The organism is Alcanivorax sp., assembly GCF_017794965.1.
GTDB lineage: Bacteria > Pseudomonadota > Gammaproteobacteria > Pseudomonadales > Alcanivoracaceae > Alcanivorax.
Map to the genome: position 1 here is coordinate 981,658 of NZ_CP051240.1, position 15,668 is coordinate 997,325.

Here is a 15,668-nt window from a genome sequence, read left to right on the forward strand (position 1 = left end):
GTCGTTTGCACTGGGGCACAGTTCCCTCCGGGGCTGGCTGCATACTGGCGGTCTTCCGCCGTCGGAGAACAGCCGTGGCAGTCTTGCGGCGGCCCCTGTCAAAGACGCATCAAGCCGGGGGAGTGCCTGTTTCTCAAGGGTAGGTTGAAGGCGTCAGACCCTGCACATCTTTCCAGTCCACTTCAAACATTTCGCCGGGCCCGGCATCCATGATGATGTAAAACGGGCGCGTTGGTTGGGGGAAGGTGAGGCGTGAGTGCGCATCCAGCTTGCTGTGCTTGAGGATAGTGTTGTCGTAGTCCAGCACCGTCATGGCGACGCCATTGGCGGCGCTGCCGTCATGGAATTGGCCGGTGCAGGTGATGTCTGAGCCGGTGAGTTCACAGCGGCATACCGGGGTGTGCGCGATCACCGGACCGCACAGCAGCAGGGTGACAATCAGGGCGGAAAACCGCGGGACGAATTTCATGGTCGCTCCTTGATAAAAGTGGCCAGGCTCGGCGACAGACGTTCTATGGAGAGTGGCTGATGGTGAAAAGTGCCGTCGTTGCCTTCCACTGTCAGCCACAGGCCATCGCTCAGGGTGGCGGCCACAGGAATGGGGATCTGTACGGCCTTTTCCTCACCGCGACCAAAGAAGGCATTACCCGCGGCGGTAGTGCTGCGCGGTTCGCGTACCTTGAGAAAGGCCTGGCGAATTTCGCCCTGACAGCGTTCGCAGAAGCGGATCACGAACTGTTTCAGGGGCACCTCCAGGGCCACAATTTCCGGTGCTCCCTGATCCTTTTCGGCGATCACGAAGGTCCAGGGGCCGATATCACCGGTCAGGGCATCGTCGCGCAGCAACGGCTTCTGCCCGGTGCCGGCCAGTTGCCAGGCGAATACGGTCAGCGGCAGGGCAATGACGGCCAGGGCCATGGCGATTTTCGCCGGGCTGGCCGGTACCGGTTCGGTGGCCAGTGGAATGCGCGTTATCCCAGCGGCTTTTTTTCGCGCCGGGCGCTGGGGTTTCACCGGTTGCCAGGGCCAGCGGGGCAGGGCAAACACCAGCGCAACCCCGGCCAGGGATAGCCAGCCGAACCAGGTGACAACCCCAATGCTGAAACGCCATTGCACCGCGGCAAGGATCAGTGCGACACCAAGCAGGGCCCAGCCTGTTATTTTGGCAAGACGGGTGGCCTGCGGTGAAAGAGAGCGTTGCAACAGATGTTTACTGTGCCGGGGCATGGCCAGTGCCAGGCAGGTAAAACCGGCAAAGGTGATCAGAAATAGCGTCAAATTTAACAGGGTCATGCGCCACCTTCCGGCATCAGCCAAAGGATCAACGGTGCACACGCCAGACTGCCGATCAATAGGCCCAGCCACACGGTGCGTAGCCGTTTGATGCTGAAAGCCCAGATGATGATCAGCGCATACAGGATAAAACCGAGCATGGTGCCGGTAGCAATGGCTTCGGCTTGTGGCAGGGGCAAGGTCAGCGACAGCAACAGCAACACCATCGATGAAAGCATATAGCCACCGACAAAGGCGGCCACAACCCGAGCGAAAACGGCCCATCGGTAGCGGGCGCTGTCACTGAATAGACGGTTACGCAGGGCGCTCATACCGATGCCTCCCGACGATTGTTGGTGAGCCAGCGTCGTCGCACCTTGATGGCCATCCAGGCAAAGGCGGCTCCCAGGCCCAGCATGGTCAGATCAAAGCCGGCCAGTACCCACTCGCCGGCGGGGAGCGTCATGCCCAGGTGCTTGTCGGTGGTGATCAGGTTGAGTAGCGGGATCAGCGCAAAGGCGGCTGCGGCCAGCCAGAGAATTTCCACCCAGGCCTTGCGGATATCCCGGAAGCAGGCGTAGAGGAAGGCTTCGCCCCACAACAGAAACAGCACATTGGCTTCCCAATTGGCGCGCTCGGCCAGATCCACTGGCAGCAGGCGGTTGGCCCAGAAGTAGCCAGCAATCCCCAGTGGCAAGCCAGCGATAGTGGCCACGTTGAGGGCTTCTATCAGCCGCATGTTGATGCTGTGGTCCCCCGGAAGGGTCTGCTGTTTTCGACGTTTTACGGTCCACAACACCAGACCGGTGGCGATCATGGCACAGCCCAGCAGGCCCGCAGCAAAATACAGCCAGCGCAGCCAGGGGCCGGCAAAGCGGCCTTCGTGCAGGGCGGTGATGACTTGCCGGGTGCGGGAAGTCATTGTGCCATAGGGGCCCGTGGGCAAGGCCTCACCGGTGGTGGCGTCAAAGGCCAGTTTTTCGCCGTCGTACCAGCGTAGCCGATCAATATGGATGCGCTGGATCTCCACCCGTGGACTCTCGCCGGTATCATGCTGGATAAAGACGGACTGGATTTGTTGCTCTCCCCAGGCCCGGTCAGCGCTAGCGAGCATGGGGGCAAGGGGTGCCTGCGGCCGTGAGGCGGCCTGGTGATCATGGTTCTCTGCGTAGAGGTCGTCGAAGTATCGGTCGCGGCTTTCCCGGTCCGCTCCATACAGGGCGACCATGCCGGCGGGCATGTAGGTAGTGTCGAAGAACACCAGGCCGCTGTAGGTGATCATGATGAAGAAAGGCAGGGCCATCACGCTGATCACGTTGTGGGCATCCAGCCAGCTTCTCTGCCCCTTGCCCGGGCGGAACGTGAAGAAATCCTTGAAAATCTTCTTGTGGGTAATGACCCCGGTGATGATGGCCATGAACATCAGCAGGGTGCAGATGCCCACCAGATAATAAGCCAGCAGCAAGTCCATGTAGTGCAGCCGGTAGTGCATTTCATAGAGTAGCTCTCCGCCACCGGTGGCTCGTACCGGAGTGCTTTCCTGATGTTCACCGGTGAGTGGATTGAGGGTGGCGTTGCCACGGGCACCGTGGTCATGGCCGGGTTCGGGCAGATCTTCCCAACGAATTTCAAAATTCTGCCAGCCGCGGTTGACCGGGGAGTAATGTGGCAGGTTGATTTGCCAGTGCGCGGCGTGGGGGGCTCGCTGTTCCAGCTGGTCCAGCGCCAGCGAGATCATGGCGTCACGGTCGCTGGTTGGCAGGGCCTCTACCAACGGTCGTTCCGGTTCCATCCAGCGGGTGATTTCAAAATGGAAATACCCTGCGGTGCCGGTCACAAAGATGAAGAACAACACCCAGCCTACGACCAGTCCGGTCCAGGTGTGCAGCCAGGCCATGCTTTGTCGGAAACCTTCTTTCATCGTGTATCGTGCCACCTGTTACCGTTATGAAACCTGTGTTTGGGCTTCCCGAAAACAAAAAAGCGCCCCGATCCAGGTCGGGGCGTTGCATGGGAAGGAGCTTGCCGGAGGGCTGGCGGCGTTTTTATATGCCCTCATGAATAAAGACGAACGAGAAAGGGAAAAGGTGAAACCCTTTCTCGTTCTTTTGATCACGGCGCAGGTGATCAGAAGTTGTAGCGCACATCCATGTTGATGGAGCGGCCAGGCTCCAGCAGGGTTTCCACGGTGGGGAACTCTTGCCCGTAGCTGGCGCGGTCGGTGTATTCCTCATCATTGATGTTATCGACAGAGAGACGCAGTGACAGGGCGTCGATGGGGCTGTAATCCACATAGACGTCCACGACGGTGTAGCTTTCCTGTTTTTCCCCCAGTCCTTCGGCTTCCAGCGCGTCATTTTCAAGCGCGATTTCCGCGTTCAGGCCCAAGGCCCATTGACTGTTGGGCCAGTACAGCTCGCCATTGAGGGCAATCTGTTCGCCGAGCGGGACAGTGAAGTAATTGCCGTCGTAGGAGGAAGCCACCTCATCATCTTTTTCCGATTCGATATCCGCATAGGTCACCGCGAAACGACCCAGTGACGCGCGGTAGCCCACGGTGGCGTCAAAGCCGTCAATGTCGAAGTCCGAGTACAGGTCAGGACCGCCACCCCAGGTCGGTACCCGGGCATCACGAATACCGGTTTCGAATTGGTTGGCGGAGGCAAAGAAACCGTTCCAGTTGGCCTTGAAGCCGACGGTGTGGTTGTGGGCCTTGACGGGCATCATGTCGCCGTAAACCCAGGCGCCATTGAGGATGAAGTTTTCCGCCAGTGCGGTGCCGCCCCAGACATCGGCGTAGCCGCCGTTGATGGCGAAGTGCTCGTTAAAGTGGAATTCGGCGAACACATTGGAGCTGGCGCCTTCGTCTTCGTGGCTGGATTCATCGGTGCCGATGAAGTCTTGCTGGTCATAGCGCAGGCCGTAGGACAGGTCCAGGCGCTGGAACAGCGTCTGGCGAAACTGGACGAAGGCGCCGGTGTTTTCTGCGCTCTCTTCCAGATCCGGGTCGCCGGCATATTTGAAAACGGCACTGTCATCGTAATAATCCAGGCCGGCAGTGATATCCACGAAGCCGGTGTGAAAGGTATTCTTTGCCGTGGCAGAGGTGCTTTCAGTGATGCCGGTGTAGACCACTGTAGTGGTTGGTGCCGCCAGAGGATTTTCAGTGGTTTTCAGCTCGGTTTCGTTGTTGGCTACTGTCACTTCCGGGTTCCACAGGCCGCTGCCGGTAAGCCGACTGTAGCCGAGCACGGAGTTCTTGCGGGTGAGATCATAATTGCGGGAATCCGGCACCGGTCGCCCGGCGGTCAGGCCGGAAAAGTTGGCTCGGTACGGGCGCTGGGAGTCATCGTTGACCTGTTCGTGGCTCAGTTCGATGCGCCCCATGTCGTCATTCTCATAGGCCAGTTTGGCCAGACCGCTGAGCAGGGCGGGTTCGGTGAAGTTCACCTCGTCGCCATTGCCATCTTCATAATTGTCCCCGTCCACTTTTTTCACGTAGCCCAGGGCTTCAAAGCCATTGCTGCGGCCAAAAAGGGAACCTGCGGTGGTCAGTGCGTCGCCGTTGGAGGCATACCGTCCATGCAGGAAACCACCCAGATCATCACCGGGGGCCAGCAGGTCGGCCACATCGACCGTCTCGAATTTCAGGGCACCCCCCAGTGCGCCCGGGCCATCATCGGCGGCGGCAACACCGGCGGATGCGCTCACAGACTTGAACAGGGAAGGGTCAATCAGGGTGGTGGCGTTGTGGTGGAATACCTTGTTGTTCTGGCGCGCACCATCCACGGTGACCAGCATGGCGGTTTCTTCCACGCCGCGAACATAGATTTTCTCGTTCACAGGAATGGAGCCGCCAACGGACACGGATGCTTCGTTCTTGAACAGGTCCTTGCTGTCCTGGGGCTGGAGTCGGGTGATGTCGGTGAAATCGTAATCCAGCGTATCTTGCGCACTGCGCTGACTGACGCTGACGGTGACCGGGTCAAGGGTGTTGCTGGCATTGCTGTCTGCGCCGCTCAAGGCAAAAGAGCCGTCAGGTTGGCGAGTGGCGGAAAGACCGGTGCCCGAGAGAATGCGCGTCAGGCCTTCTTCGGCATCATAGCTTCCCTGGAGACCGGGGCTCTGTCTGCCCGCTGCCAGCTGCAGGTCACCGGCGATGAGCACGCCAGACGCACTGGAGAATTGGGTGAGCACGGTGTTCAGCGGACCGGCCGGAATGTTGTATTGCTGTGCGCCAGCGGATTCTTCGGCATGGGCGGTCAGCGGCAGAGTCAGTGGCAGGCTCAGGCCCATGGCCAGGCTCAGTGTCAGGGCGCGCATGGCGCCATGGCTAGGTTGAAAACGTTTCACGTTATCTCCTCTTGTCAGTATGGGATGTTCCCGGCGCATCCTTGTGACGGGTTTTACTGACATATCGAACAAGGCGACTGAAAGCGGAAAACTTTTTTCAGGTTATTTGTGTTGTTGGGTCCGTGACGGGCATTTGCTTTAGCGCTGGCGTCAGTCAATGTAGGCGTTCAGGCGGAGATGGGCTCGCGGCCCTTTCCGCCCTACGGGGTTGCCGGCAGCGGTTCGATGCTGGTCCACCAGGGGAGAGGCTGGTGAATACGGATCGGCAGGGCGTTTTCCAGCATGCTCCAGGCTTGCTCGGGACGATCGAGAGGAAAGCCGCCGAAGACCCTCAGGTTCGCCACCCGGGGAGAGACCTGAATGTGGCCATGTTGATAGCGGCCCAGTTCCTCGATGAGATCCGACAATCGAATGTCCTCTGCGATGAAACGCTTTTTGTGCCAGGCCTGCTGCGTGTTGCGGATACTGGATATGGGCGCGATGGCATTGCGGGAGAAGTGTGCCTGCTGGAGTCGCTTTACCACAGCGCGTTGCTGGCCGAGGGTGGTGATTTCAACGGCCCCCTCGAATACCGACAGAAGCGTTTGCGCTTTGCCATGGCGAACGGAAAACCGTGTACCCAGCGGGCGCAGTTCGCCACCGGCGGTGAACACCACCATGGGGCGCGGGTCGTTCCCTGTCTCTATGAGGATTTCGCCGTGGAGTAACTGGATCTGGCGCTGTGGGCCATCCATGACGGTATTCACGGCGGAATCGGTATTCAGCCAGAGCCGGGTGCCATCCGCCAGGGTCCATTGGCGAATCTCTCCGGTGCCGGTGCGACATTGTGCCTGCCAGCTGGCCGCCAGCTGCGGCAGGGGAGTATGTCGCCAGCTGGTCCAGCCCAGTCCGAGGGTAACGGCAAGTGCGCCCAGTCCCTTGAGCACATGACGCCGTTGCTGGCGGCTCTGGCGAACCCGCTGGAGAGTGGCTTCCGTATGCTGTGGGTGATCGCCGGTGGCGGCACTGAACTGCTGCTCGATACGCTCCACCAACTGCCAGCCCCGGAGATGATCCGGGTGCTGGTTCAGCCAGTGTTGCCAGCGTTGATTGTCTTCCGGGGCGGCTTCGCCGGAGCGAAGCAGCGCAAACCAGTCGGCGGCATCGCAGAGCACCCGATGATCAATTGTGGCTTGCCCGGTCATGAGGAGCCACGCAGGTTGTCACTGGCGGGGGGGGCCGGGGTGTCGCCCTCCAGGCGTGCCTGCAGGCGCAGGCAGGCGAGCATGGCTTTGGACAGATAATTGCGCACCGTACGTTCGGTGACATTCAGCCGCTGGGCAATTTCGCGACCGGTGAGGCCGTGGACCATGGACTGCAGAAAGGCATCGGCAACGGGCTCGGGCAGGCGTTGCAGCATGGCATCCACTGCCATCAGAGCCTCCAGTGCGGCGGTCTGTTGCTCGGCGGAAGGGGTTTCCTGCTCCGGGTGGCTGGCCAGGGTGTCCAGCCACGCTTGCTCGATTTCACGGCGTCGCCACAGATCCACACACAGGCCCCGGGCCATTCGGCTAAGGTAGGCGCGGGCAGTGTGGTGGCTGAGATAACGGGGTTTGGTCAACAGCCGGATAAAGGCATCGTGGGCCAGGTCCGCGGCATCATCCGCATTGCCCAGCCGGCGGCGCAGCACCTGATGCAACCAGCCATGGTATTCGCTATATAGCGTTTCTACGGACAGGGAATCCCCTGTGGTTGCCCCGGACATGATCGCGCCCCCAGCGTCGTTGCCCAAATAATGAGCGGTCAAGTCTAAATGGGAATGGTTATTATTACAATGATCGTTTTGGTGGGTGCTTCTGTTCCGGCTTTACGGCTAACCACACAGGCCCTGGGCAATGTCGGGGTAACCGTACTGGCCCGTGCATCCCTGCTCTTCGAAATACCACCTTATGGCCACCGTTTTGTTACCCTGTCCCGGCGGGGGATCACCGTGAGCATAAGGGAGCGCAAGATGACTATTTTAATCCGGTCAGTCGCAGCAATGCTGCTCGTTCTGGCCGTCCAGGCGGAGGCCTATGATCAGATATTCAAGGTCAAAGAGGGCTTGATGATCCGTAATCCTTATTACGGTGACCAGGGCATTATCTCCATCCGGGTCTATGGGGATTACGTGAATGCCTATTCCAAGGATAAGTACGACAAGCAATACAACGACAAGCTGTTCACCATCACCCCAGGGGTGGCGCCCTACCGGGAATTCATCTTCGATATTTTGGAGAAAGGGCGCTTTGTGATCCTGCCTAATCAAACCGGCAAGATTGAAGACTTGCGTATTATCTACAAAGAAAAGAAATACAGCTTCCTTGAAGCGGTGCGTTATTTGAATGACAAAGATTTGTGTGGCCTCGCCATGGAATGCCCGTCCAGCGAAATGGCGGAAAAACAGGGTCGGCGGACCACGGCACCGGGCACCGAAGGGCCGCTGGAGCGGGCCAGTGCCAGGAAGGTGGATTACATGACCCGAGTGAATATCTTCTAGCTGTTGTATGCGGTTGCCTACCAGCCCGCAAAGTTACAAATTTCAACCCTGGGGGGAGTACAAAGAAACTCGACAAATGCCCAGCTTCAGTATTGATTGGGGGCTGGCCGGCGAAGACCTGCGCCAGGGGCCGCATACGACTGAAAAGAACAACAGGGAGAGCAGCATGGAATTTGATTATGTCATCGTTGGTGGCGGGTCTGCCGGGGCGGTGTTGGCGGCCCGGCTGAGTGAGGATCCTTCGGTTTCCGTATGTCTGCTGGAAGCAGGCGGAAAGGGGGACCACATCATGATCCGGGCGCCCGCCGGGGTGGTGGCCATGCTGCCTAACGGGCTGGTCAGTAACTGGGCCTTCGAAACCGAACCCCAGTCCGGTTTGAATGGTCGTCAGGGCTACCAGCCCCGCGGCAAGGCATTGGGCGGCTCCAGTGCCATTAATGCCATGCTCTATGTGCGCGGCCAGAAGGAAGACTATGACCTGTGGGCGGAGCAGGGTTGTGCTGGCTGGTCCTGGGATGAGGTATTGCCGTATTTCATCAAGTCCGAAAACAATGAAAATGGCCGTGATGCGTTTCATGGCGACGACGGCCCGCTCCATGTGAGCAATCAGAAGTCGCCTCGCCCGGTGACCCATGCCTTTGTGGAATCGGCCCGGCAGGCGGGGTATCCGGTGATTGAGGATTTCAATACTGGAGACAATGAAGGGGCCGGTATCTATCAGGTCACCCAGTTCCATGGTGAGCCGAAAAATGGCGAGCGCTGCTCCACGGCAGCGGGGTTTCTGCACCCGGTGATGGATCGCAGCAACCTGACGGTGATCACCGGCGCCCGTGCCACCAGGGTCGTGTTCGAGGGCAAGCGTGCCACCGGCGTGGCGTATCACCAGAAAGGCCATGATGCGGTAGCAGTAGCACGTCGTGAGGTGCTGTTGGCTGGCGGTGCTTTCGGCAGCCCCCAGCTGTTGCAGCTTTCCGGCGTGGGACGCCCGGAGGACATTACCCCCCATGGCATCGAGATGGTTCATGAACTGCCGGGGGTGGGGCATAACCTTCAGGATCATATCGATTTCATTTTGTCTTACCGCTCAAAAGATACCGATAACTTCGGTATCGGGGTCACGGCAAGCGTCAATCTGTTCAAGCATATTCTGCAGTGGCGCAAAGACGGCACAGGCATGATTGCTACGCCTTTTGCTGAAGGGGCGGCGTTCGTCAAGTCGGAGAGTGATGTGAGTCGGCCGGATCTGCAGCTGCACTTTGTCATTTCCGTGGTGGACGACCATGCCAGGAAACTGACCCTGGGCCATGGTTTCAGTTGTCATGTCTGTGTGTTGCGACCCCACTCCCGTGGCAGGGTGTTCCTGAAGAGCGGTGATCCGTTGGCGGCGCCGGGCATTGATCCCGGGTTCCTCAGTGATGAGCGCGACATGGAGACGCTGCTCAAGGGCGCGAAGATCACTCAGGGTATTCTGGAAGGTGAGCCTTTGGCCAAATACCGGGAAGAGCCCATGTTTGGCGCGCGTTTGGATTTCACGGATGAAGAGTGGAAAGATCACCTGCGTGCCCGATCTGATACCGTCTATCATCCGGTAGGGTCCTGCAAAATGGGACTGGATGACATGGCGGTGGTGGATCCGCAGTTGAAAGTCCGTGGCCTGGAAGGGCTACGGGTGGTGGATGCTTCGGTGATGCCTACACTGGTGAGCGGCAACACCAATGCCCCCACCATCATGATCGCGGAAAAGGCCGTTGATATGATCAAGGCGGATCAGCCCAAGAGCTGACCGCTGCTCAACAAGCATTGCATAACGAAGAAAGACTGATTTTGTACTTAGGAGAGAGAGCATGAATGGCACCATGATGTATGAGTCACTGACGGTTGGCTCGTTGCTGGACCACGCCAAGAACTACCACGCAGGCACGGACGTGGTGTCGGTGGAAACCAGTGGTGAGGTGGAAACCCTGACCTGGGGAAAGGTGTCGGAAAATGCCCGCCGACTGGCTGCGGTGCTGGACAAGCTGGGCGTCGCGCCCGGCAGCCGCTGTGGCACCATCGCCTGGAACAACCGCCGTCACCTGGAAATCTATTACGGGGTGGCTTCCAGCGGTCGTATTACCCATACCATCAACCCTCGTCTCCACCCGGAACAGCTGATCTACATTGTGGAGGATGCGGATGATCAGGTGCTGTTCTTCGACAGCACCTTCCTGCCGGCGGTGGCTGCGCTGAAGCCCAAGCTGAAGAGCGTGAAGCATTTTGTCCTGATGGGCGCGCGCGATGAGGAGGCTGCGGCGCAGCTGGACGGTCTGAAGTTCTACGATGAGTTGCTGAGTGAAGTGGAGCCGGTGGCCCATTGGCCGCAGATCGATGAAACCAGCCCGGCGGCCCTGTGTTACACCTCGGGCACCACCGGGAACCCCAAAGGGGTGCAATACACCCACCGTTCCACCGTGCTGCATTCCCTGGGCGGCAATCAGCCCGATGGACTGGCCATTTCCGCCCGCGATACGGTGTTGCCGGTGGTTCCCATGTTCCATGTGAATGCCTGGGGTGTGCCTTACGTCACGGCTGCCGTGGGTGCCAAGCTGGTGTTGCCGGGGCCGCATCTGGACGGTGACAGCCTGGTCAACCTGCTCAACGATCAGTCGGTGACACTGGCGCTGGGGGTGCCCACCATCTGGATGGGGCTGCTGGAAGCCATGGCCCGTTCCGGCAAGAAGCCGGAGAGCCTGAAGCGTACGGTTGTGGGCGGCTCCGCCTTGCCGCCGTCCATGATCAACCAGTTCCGCGACAAGTATGGTGTGGAACTGATTCATGCCTGGGGCATGACCGAAACCTCGCCGTTGGGCACCATGAATCAGCTGCTGCAGAAGCATGATCGCCTCAGTGATGAAGAGCAGGCGCTGTTGCGTCAGGGCCAGGGTCGTCCGCCCTATGGTGTGGCGCTGCGCATCGTTGACGAGGCGGGGCATCCTCTTCCCCACGATGGCAAAACCCAGGGTGACCTGCAGATCCGCGGCCACTGGATTGTGGAAAGCTATTTCGGCAAGGGGGAGTCCGCCCTGACCGCGGATGGCTGGTTTGATACCGGCGACGTGGCCACCGTGGATGAGGATGGCTACATGATCATCCGTGACCGCTCCAAGGACATCATCAAGTCCGGGGGCGAGTGGATTTCCACCGTAGAGCTGGAAAACATTGCCATTGCCCATCCGGGTATCGCCAATGCGGCGGCGATTGCGGCCCGCCATCCGAAGTGGGATGAACGCCCGATTCTCATCGCGGTGAAGAACGGGGAAGCGGACGTGACCGGCGACGAATTGCTGGCCTTCTACAAGGGCAAGGTGGCCAGCTGGCAGGTGCCAGACACGGTCATCTTTGTGGATGACCTGCCGCTGGGTGCCACCGGCAAGGTGATGAAAAACCAGCTCCGTGAAAAATATGGTGATGTGCTGTTGTCAGCCCAGACCGACAAGTAAGCCTGTCCGTACGACAGCCCGGTTGCTGCACTGATTGAGGCTGCCGTGTCCCGACCGCCACAGTCTCCCTGGGAGGGGGCTGTGGCAATTATGCCTGCAATGGGCAGTCCCCGCCTTGAATCTCCGTTCGGCACCTTTTCAACTGGACAGTTTGTTTCTCTCTGGCCCTTTTGTTTGTTTTATCGCGGTTTTGCGGGAAAAGCCCGATTCACGTCTCCCTCCCCCGTAGGCGCTTCGCTGGCGGCGAGATTGGGCAGGCGCTAAAAACAGATGTACCGCAGAGGACACCAGGACCATGGGGTGTATCCGTCGATAACCAAAAACAACGAATCAGCCAATGAGTCCCGGGACAGGGTCTGGATAATGGGATGTTTGGTATTCCCGCATGGGGATGGCATTGTGGAACCACAACAATAAGCAACAACGCTCTGGAGCATCTTATGGCGCGCAAATTGTCCATCATGGATTCTGGCTGGCTGATGATGGAAACCCGGGAAACCCCCATGCACGTGGGTGGGCTTGCCCTGTTCACGATGCCCGAGGATGCACCGGCAGATTACATGGAAAACATGTATCGCTATCTGATTGACGTGGACGGGATCTGCCGTCCGTTCAACCAGAAAATCCAGGCTCACTTGCCATTGCGTATGGACGCGGCGTGGGTGGAAGACGAAAACTTCGATATCGATTATCACGTGCGCCATTCGGCACTGCCGCGCCCGGGACGGGTGCGCGAATTGCTGGCGCTGGTCTCCCGCCTCCATGCCCAGCGACTCGATCCCAGCCGTCCGCTGTGGGAGTGCTATCTGATTGAAGGTATCGAAGGTAACCGGTTTGCGCTCTACACCAAGATGCATCATTCCATGGTGGATGGCATGGCAGGGATGCACCTGATGCAGTCACGCATGGCGAAAAGTGCCGACGATGCCATGCCCGCGCCCTGGTCCGGTGCCTGGGATGCCAACAAGCCGAAGCGCTCTCCGAGTGAGAAGGTGAAGGCTTCCGTGCGTCAGGGGCTGAGTAACGTCTCCAGGGGAACCGGTCAGCTGGTGGATCTGCTGCGCCAGCCCAAAGAGGGGAATGTGAAGACCATCTACCGGGCGCCGAAGACCCAGCTCAACCGTCGCGTCACCGGGGCTCGCCGGTTTGCGGCACAGTCCTGGTCTCTGCCGCGGATCAAAGCGGCGGCAAAGAAACACAATGGCACGGTGAATGATATCTTTCTGGCCATGTGCGGCGGCGCATTGCGTCGTTACCTGCTCAGTCAGGACAGCTTGCCGGAGGAAGCACTGGTAGCTCAGGTGCCGGTGGCCCTGCGCAGTGCCGATCAGGCGGAGGAGGGGGGCAATGCCATCACTACCGTACAGGTCAGTCTTGGTACACACCTGGATATTCCCGAAGCCCGGGTGGCAGCGATTCAGGATTCCATGAAGTCGGTGAAGTCCCGCCTTGGTGACATGCAGAAGGCAGAGATTGATGTCTATACCCTGCTCACTAATGTCCCTCTTTCCCTCGGGCAGATCACCGGGATCTCCGGGCGGATCAATCCCATGTTCAACCTGGTGATTTCCAATGTGCCAGGGCCGAAGCAAACGTTGTATCTGAACGGTGCCGAGATGCAGGCCACGTATCCGGTGTCCCTGGTACTGCACGGCTATGCCTTGAACATTACCGTGGTCAGCTACAAGGACAGCCTGGAGTTCGGGGTGATCGGTTGCCGGGATACCCTGCCGCACATCCAGCGTTTTCTTGATTATTTCGAGGAATCGCTCAGCGAACTGGAGTAATGGCCAACAGCAAACGTGCTCGACAGGCTTGCGGTAAACGCGAGCGCCTCCCTCTTGTCAGGGGGATGGGCACGGTTGCAGGGGCAATCAGGGCGTTGCATCACAAACAACATCCAGGCGCAGAGCCTCTCTGGCTCTGTGCTGAATGTAGTGGGTGGATGTTGCTACGGGCCGCCGTCCGTCAGCGATGCCGGGTCCAGTAACCGTTCCAGCTCCGCTTTGCTCAGGTCGGTATGCTGTTCCGCCACCTCGATGATGGGGCGGTTTTCCTGGTAGGCCAGTTTGGCAATCTCGGCGGCCTTCAGGTAACCAATGATGGGGTTTAGGGCGGTGACCAGAATCGGGTTGCGGGCCAGTGCCTCATTGAGCTTGTCTTCCCTTACCGTGAAAGTGGCGATGGCCTTGTCCGCCAGCAGGCGGCTCACGTTGCTCAGCAAGGTGAGGCTTTCCAGAAGATTCTTCGCCACCAGTGGCAGCATCACGTTCAGTTCAAAGTTTCCCGATTGGCCGGCCACGGTGAGGGTGGTGTCGTTGCCGATCACCTGGGCGGCGACCATGGCGGCGGCTTCCGGGATCACCGGGTTAACCTTGCCGGGCATGATGGAGGAGCCCGGTTGCAGTGCTTCCAGTTCTATTTCACCGAGCCCGGCCAATGGGCCGGAGTTCATCCAGCGCAGGTCATTGGCGATTTTCATGATCGTCACTGCGGTGGTTTTCAGCTGCCCGGAGAGTGCCACGGCGATGTCCTGGGAGCCGATGTGGGTAAAGAAATTCTCCGCCGGGGTGAACGTCATGCCGGTGTGGGTACTGAGGGCCAGGGTGAAAGCGGCAGCGAAATCGGGATGGGCATTGATACCGGTACCTACGGCCGTTCCGCCCTGGGCCAGACTCTGGATCGAGGGCTGCAGTTGTTTCAAGTGGGTGATGTTGCGGGCAATCTGGTCCGCCCAGGCATCCAGGCTCTGGCTCATGCGCACTGGCATGGCATCCATCAGGTGGGTGCGGCCGGTTTTCACATAGGCGGCCACCTCAGTGGCCTTGCGGCGAATCACTGATTCCAGGTGTTGCAGGGCAGGCAGCAATGCCTCGGCCAGGGCGAGGGAGGCGCTGATGTGGATGGTGGTGGGGATTACATCGTTACTGCTCTGGCCGCAATTGATGTGGTCGTTGGGACTCACCGGCTGGCCGTAATGACGGCTGGCCAGGGTAGCAAGCACCTCGTTGGCATTCATGTTGGAGCTGGTCCCGGAACCGGTCTGGAAGATGTCCACCGGGAAGTGCGTCATGAAATCCTCTTCCAACAAGGCATCTACGCTCTGGCAGATGGCCTCGCCCATCTCTGCCGGGATCTGTCCCAATTTGCTGTTGGCGGTGGCGGCGGCCCGCTTGGCCAGCAGCAGGGCACGGATAAAGGCGTGGGGGAGGGGCTGACCACTCACCGGGAAATTGTCGATGGCGCGTTGCGTCTGGGCACCATAGAGCGCGGAGCTGGGGACCTTGAGCTCGCCCATGCTGTCTTTTTCGGTGCGATAACGGGTCATGCTTTTCTCCCTGTCAGCGATCGTGTTGAAAGTGTAGCAGCTGGTTCTGGCGGCTGCTTGCCGGGGCCGTCCGGCAGGCAGCCTGGGCGCTAATGTGACTGAGCCGGCAGGACCTCCAGTAACTGCAGCTGCAAAGTACGGTTACGGCAGGGCCAGTGGATGGTGGCGCCCACGCTCAGCCCGAGCAGGGCGGCCCCGGCCGGGCTGAGGATAGAGATGGCGTCCGGGAAGTTGCCGGTTTCGCGGGGCAGCACCAGCACGCGCAAGTGTGCCTTTTCGCTGCCGGCTTCACGAAAGCGCACCCGGCTGCCCAGGCAGACCGTCCCCTCGGGCAACTGGTCCGGGGCCACAATATGGGCGCGTTCCAGTTCGCGGTAGAGGTGCTCGATTTCATCGCTGTCTTCCTGCTGGCGATCCAGCAGGGCATAGAGTCGCTCACGGTCCAGGGTGGTGACCGTAATGGGCGGTAAATTGGCCATTTTGTTCTCCTGAAGTATCGGGGGTAGTCGTGCCGGGGGCGCCGAACGTCCGGCGCAGGCACGGCCGTTCGGCGTCAGGAGAGAAAGGCAGGAGTGCTCGCAACCACGCCGTTTTCAGGGGTGATTGTCTGGAACAAGGGGGACGGGCTCACCGGGACGGGAGCAAAGGCGTCAGTCATGGGATGAGCGTAACAGAACGGTAAACGTTGTCCAGATGGCTCATGCCGAACCGCGTTCTG

13 protein-coding genes are annotated in these 15,668 nt (G+C 59.5%); 4 read left to right on the forward strand and 9 right to left on the reverse strand.

Features of this window, described 5'->3' with window-relative positions:
* Positions 1 to 133: 133 nt before the first annotated feature.
* The 7 genes from HF945_RS04335 to HF945_RS04365 all read right to left on the reverse strand — a co-directional run bounded on the left by HF945_RS04335 (position 134) and on the right by HF945_RS04365 (position 7,369).
* Positions 134 to 469, reverse strand: coding sequence for a hypothetical protein (locus tag HF945_RS04335; RefSeq protein WP_290524526.1), 336 nt, complete (start codon positions 467 to 469; stop codon positions 134 to 136).
* Entirely contained in the window at positions 466 to 1,293 is an 828-nt protein-coding gene (locus HF945_RS04340; protein ID WP_290524527.1) for a DUF3325 domain-containing protein, read from the reverse strand. The genes HF945_RS04335 and HF945_RS04340 overlap by 4 nt, the downstream gene beginning before the upstream one ends.
* Positions 1,290 to 1,604, reverse strand: coding sequence for a hypothetical protein (locus HF945_RS04345; protein ID WP_290524528.1), 315 nt, complete (start codon positions 1,602 to 1,604; stop codon positions 1,290 to 1,292). The genes HF945_RS04340 and HF945_RS04345 overlap by 4 nt, the downstream gene beginning before the upstream one ends.
* Positions 1,601 to 3,193, reverse strand: coding sequence for a PepSY-associated TM helix domain-containing protein (locus HF945_RS04350; protein WP_290524529.1), 1,593 nt, complete (start codon positions 3,191 to 3,193; stop codon positions 1,601 to 1,603). Before HF945_RS04350 ends, HF945_RS04345 begins: the two co-directional genes overlap by 4 nt.
* A 206-nt stretch (positions 3,194 to 3,399) precedes the next feature.
* Positions 3,400 to 5,625 (reverse strand): TonB-dependent receptor, encoded by a 2,226-nt coding sequence (locus HF945_RS04355; protein WP_290524530.1) that lies wholly within the window; start codon positions 5,623 to 5,625, stop codon positions 3,400 to 3,402.
* A gap of 200 nt (positions 5,626 to 5,825) precedes the next feature.
* Positions 5,826 to 6,809: a FecR domain-containing protein gene (locus tag HF945_RS04360; RefSeq protein ID WP_290524531.1), complete on the reverse strand. Its 984-nt coding sequence runs from the start codon at positions 6,807 to 6,809 to the stop codon at positions 5,826 to 5,828.
* Complete coding sequence (locus HF945_RS04365) at positions 6,806 to 7,369, reverse strand: sigma-70 family RNA polymerase sigma factor (RefSeq protein ID WP_290524532.1); 564 nt, start codon at positions 7,367 to 7,369, stop codon at positions 6,806 to 6,808. Before HF945_RS04365 ends, HF945_RS04360 begins: the two co-directional genes overlap by 4 nt.
* A 246-nt stretch (positions 7,370 to 7,615) precedes the next feature.
* On the opposite strand from HF945_RS04365, the gene HF945_RS04370 reads away from it, so the two are divergent.
* The 4 genes from HF945_RS04370 to HF945_RS04385 all read left to right on the forward strand — a co-directional run bounded on the left by HF945_RS04370 (position 7,616) and on the right by HF945_RS04385 (position 13,409).
* Entirely contained in the window at positions 7,616 to 8,143 is a 528-nt protein-coding gene (locus tag HF945_RS04370; RefSeq protein WP_290524533.1) for a hypothetical protein, read from the forward strand.
* Between the two features lie 166 nt (positions 8,144 to 8,309).
* On the forward strand, positions 8,310 to 9,926 hold the full coding sequence (locus tag HF945_RS04375) for a GMC family oxidoreductase N-terminal domain-containing protein (RefSeq protein ID WP_290524534.1): 1,617 nt from the start codon (positions 8,310 to 8,312) through the stop codon (positions 9,924 to 9,926).
* Positions 9,927 to 9,987: 61 nt separating this feature from the next.
* Entirely contained in the window at positions 9,988 to 11,622 is a 1,635-nt protein-coding gene (locus HF945_RS04380) for a long-chain-fatty-acid--CoA ligase (protein WP_290524535.1), read from the forward strand.
* Positions 11,623 to 12,062: 440 nt separating this feature from the next.
* Positions 12,063 to 13,409, forward strand: coding sequence for a wax ester/triacylglycerol synthase family O-acyltransferase (locus tag HF945_RS04385; RefSeq protein WP_290524536.1), 1,347 nt, complete (start codon positions 12,063 to 12,065; stop codon positions 13,407 to 13,409).
* 164 nt (positions 13,410 to 13,573) lie between these two features.
* Here the strand turns inward: HF945_RS04385 and HF945_RS04390 are convergent, their stop codons facing one another.
* Positions 13,574 to 14,950: a class II fumarate hydratase gene (locus tag HF945_RS04390; RefSeq protein WP_290524537.1), complete on the reverse strand. Its 1,377-nt coding sequence runs from the start codon at positions 14,948 to 14,950 to the stop codon at positions 13,574 to 13,576.
* A gap of 89 nt (positions 14,951 to 15,039) precedes the next feature.
* Positions 15,040 to 15,429 (reverse strand): nucleoside diphosphate kinase regulator, encoded by a 390-nt coding sequence (gene rnk / locus HF945_RS04395; RefSeq protein WP_290524538.1) that lies wholly within the window; start codon positions 15,427 to 15,429, stop codon positions 15,040 to 15,042.
* Positions 15,430 to 15,668 lie beyond the last annotated feature (239 nt).

Coding starts and splice junctions, on each gene's coding strand:
- HF945_RS04335 (WP_290524526.1), bottom strand. CDS start 469: ATGAAATTCGTCCCGCGGTTTTCCGCCCTGATTGTCACCCTGCTGCTG.
- HF945_RS04340 (WP_290524527.1), bottom strand. CDS start 1,293: ATGACCCTGTTAAATTTGACGCTATTTCTGATCACCTTTGCCGGTTTT.
- HF945_RS04345 (WP_290524528.1), bottom strand. CDS start 1,604: ATGAGCGCCCTGCGTAACCGTCTATTCAGTGACAGCGCCCGCTACCGA.
- HF945_RS04350 (WP_290524529.1), bottom strand. CDS start 3,193: ATGAAAGAAGGTTTCCGACAAAGCATGGCCTGGCTGCACACCTGGACC.
- HF945_RS04360 (WP_290524531.1), bottom strand. CDS start 6,809: ATGACCGGGCAAGCCACAATTGATCATCGGGTGCTCTGCGATGCCGCC.
- HF945_RS04365 (WP_290524532.1), bottom strand. CDS start 7,369: ATGTCCGGGGCAACCACAGGGGATTCCCTGTCCGTAGAAACGCTATAT.
- HF945_RS04370 (WP_290524533.1), top strand. CDS start 7,616: ATGACTATTTTAATCCGGTCAGTCGCAGCAATGCTGCTCGTTCTGGCC.
- HF945_RS04375 (WP_290524534.1), top strand. CDS start 8,310: ATGGAATTTGATTATGTCATCGTTGGTGGCGGGTCTGCCGGGGCGGTG.
- HF945_RS04380 (WP_290524535.1), top strand. CDS start 9,988: ATGAATGGCACCATGATGTATGAGTCACTGACGGTTGGCTCGTTGCTG.
- HF945_RS04385 (WP_290524536.1), top strand. CDS start 12,063: ATGGCGCGCAAATTGTCCATCATGGATTCTGGCTGGCTGATGATGGAA.
- HF945_RS04390 (WP_290524537.1), bottom strand. CDS start 14,950: ATGACCCGTTATCGCACCGAAAAAGACAGCATGGGCGAGCTCAAGGTC.
- rnk (WP_290524538.1), bottom strand. CDS start 15,429: ATGGCCAATTTACCGCCCATTACGGTCACCACCCTGGACCGTGAGCGA.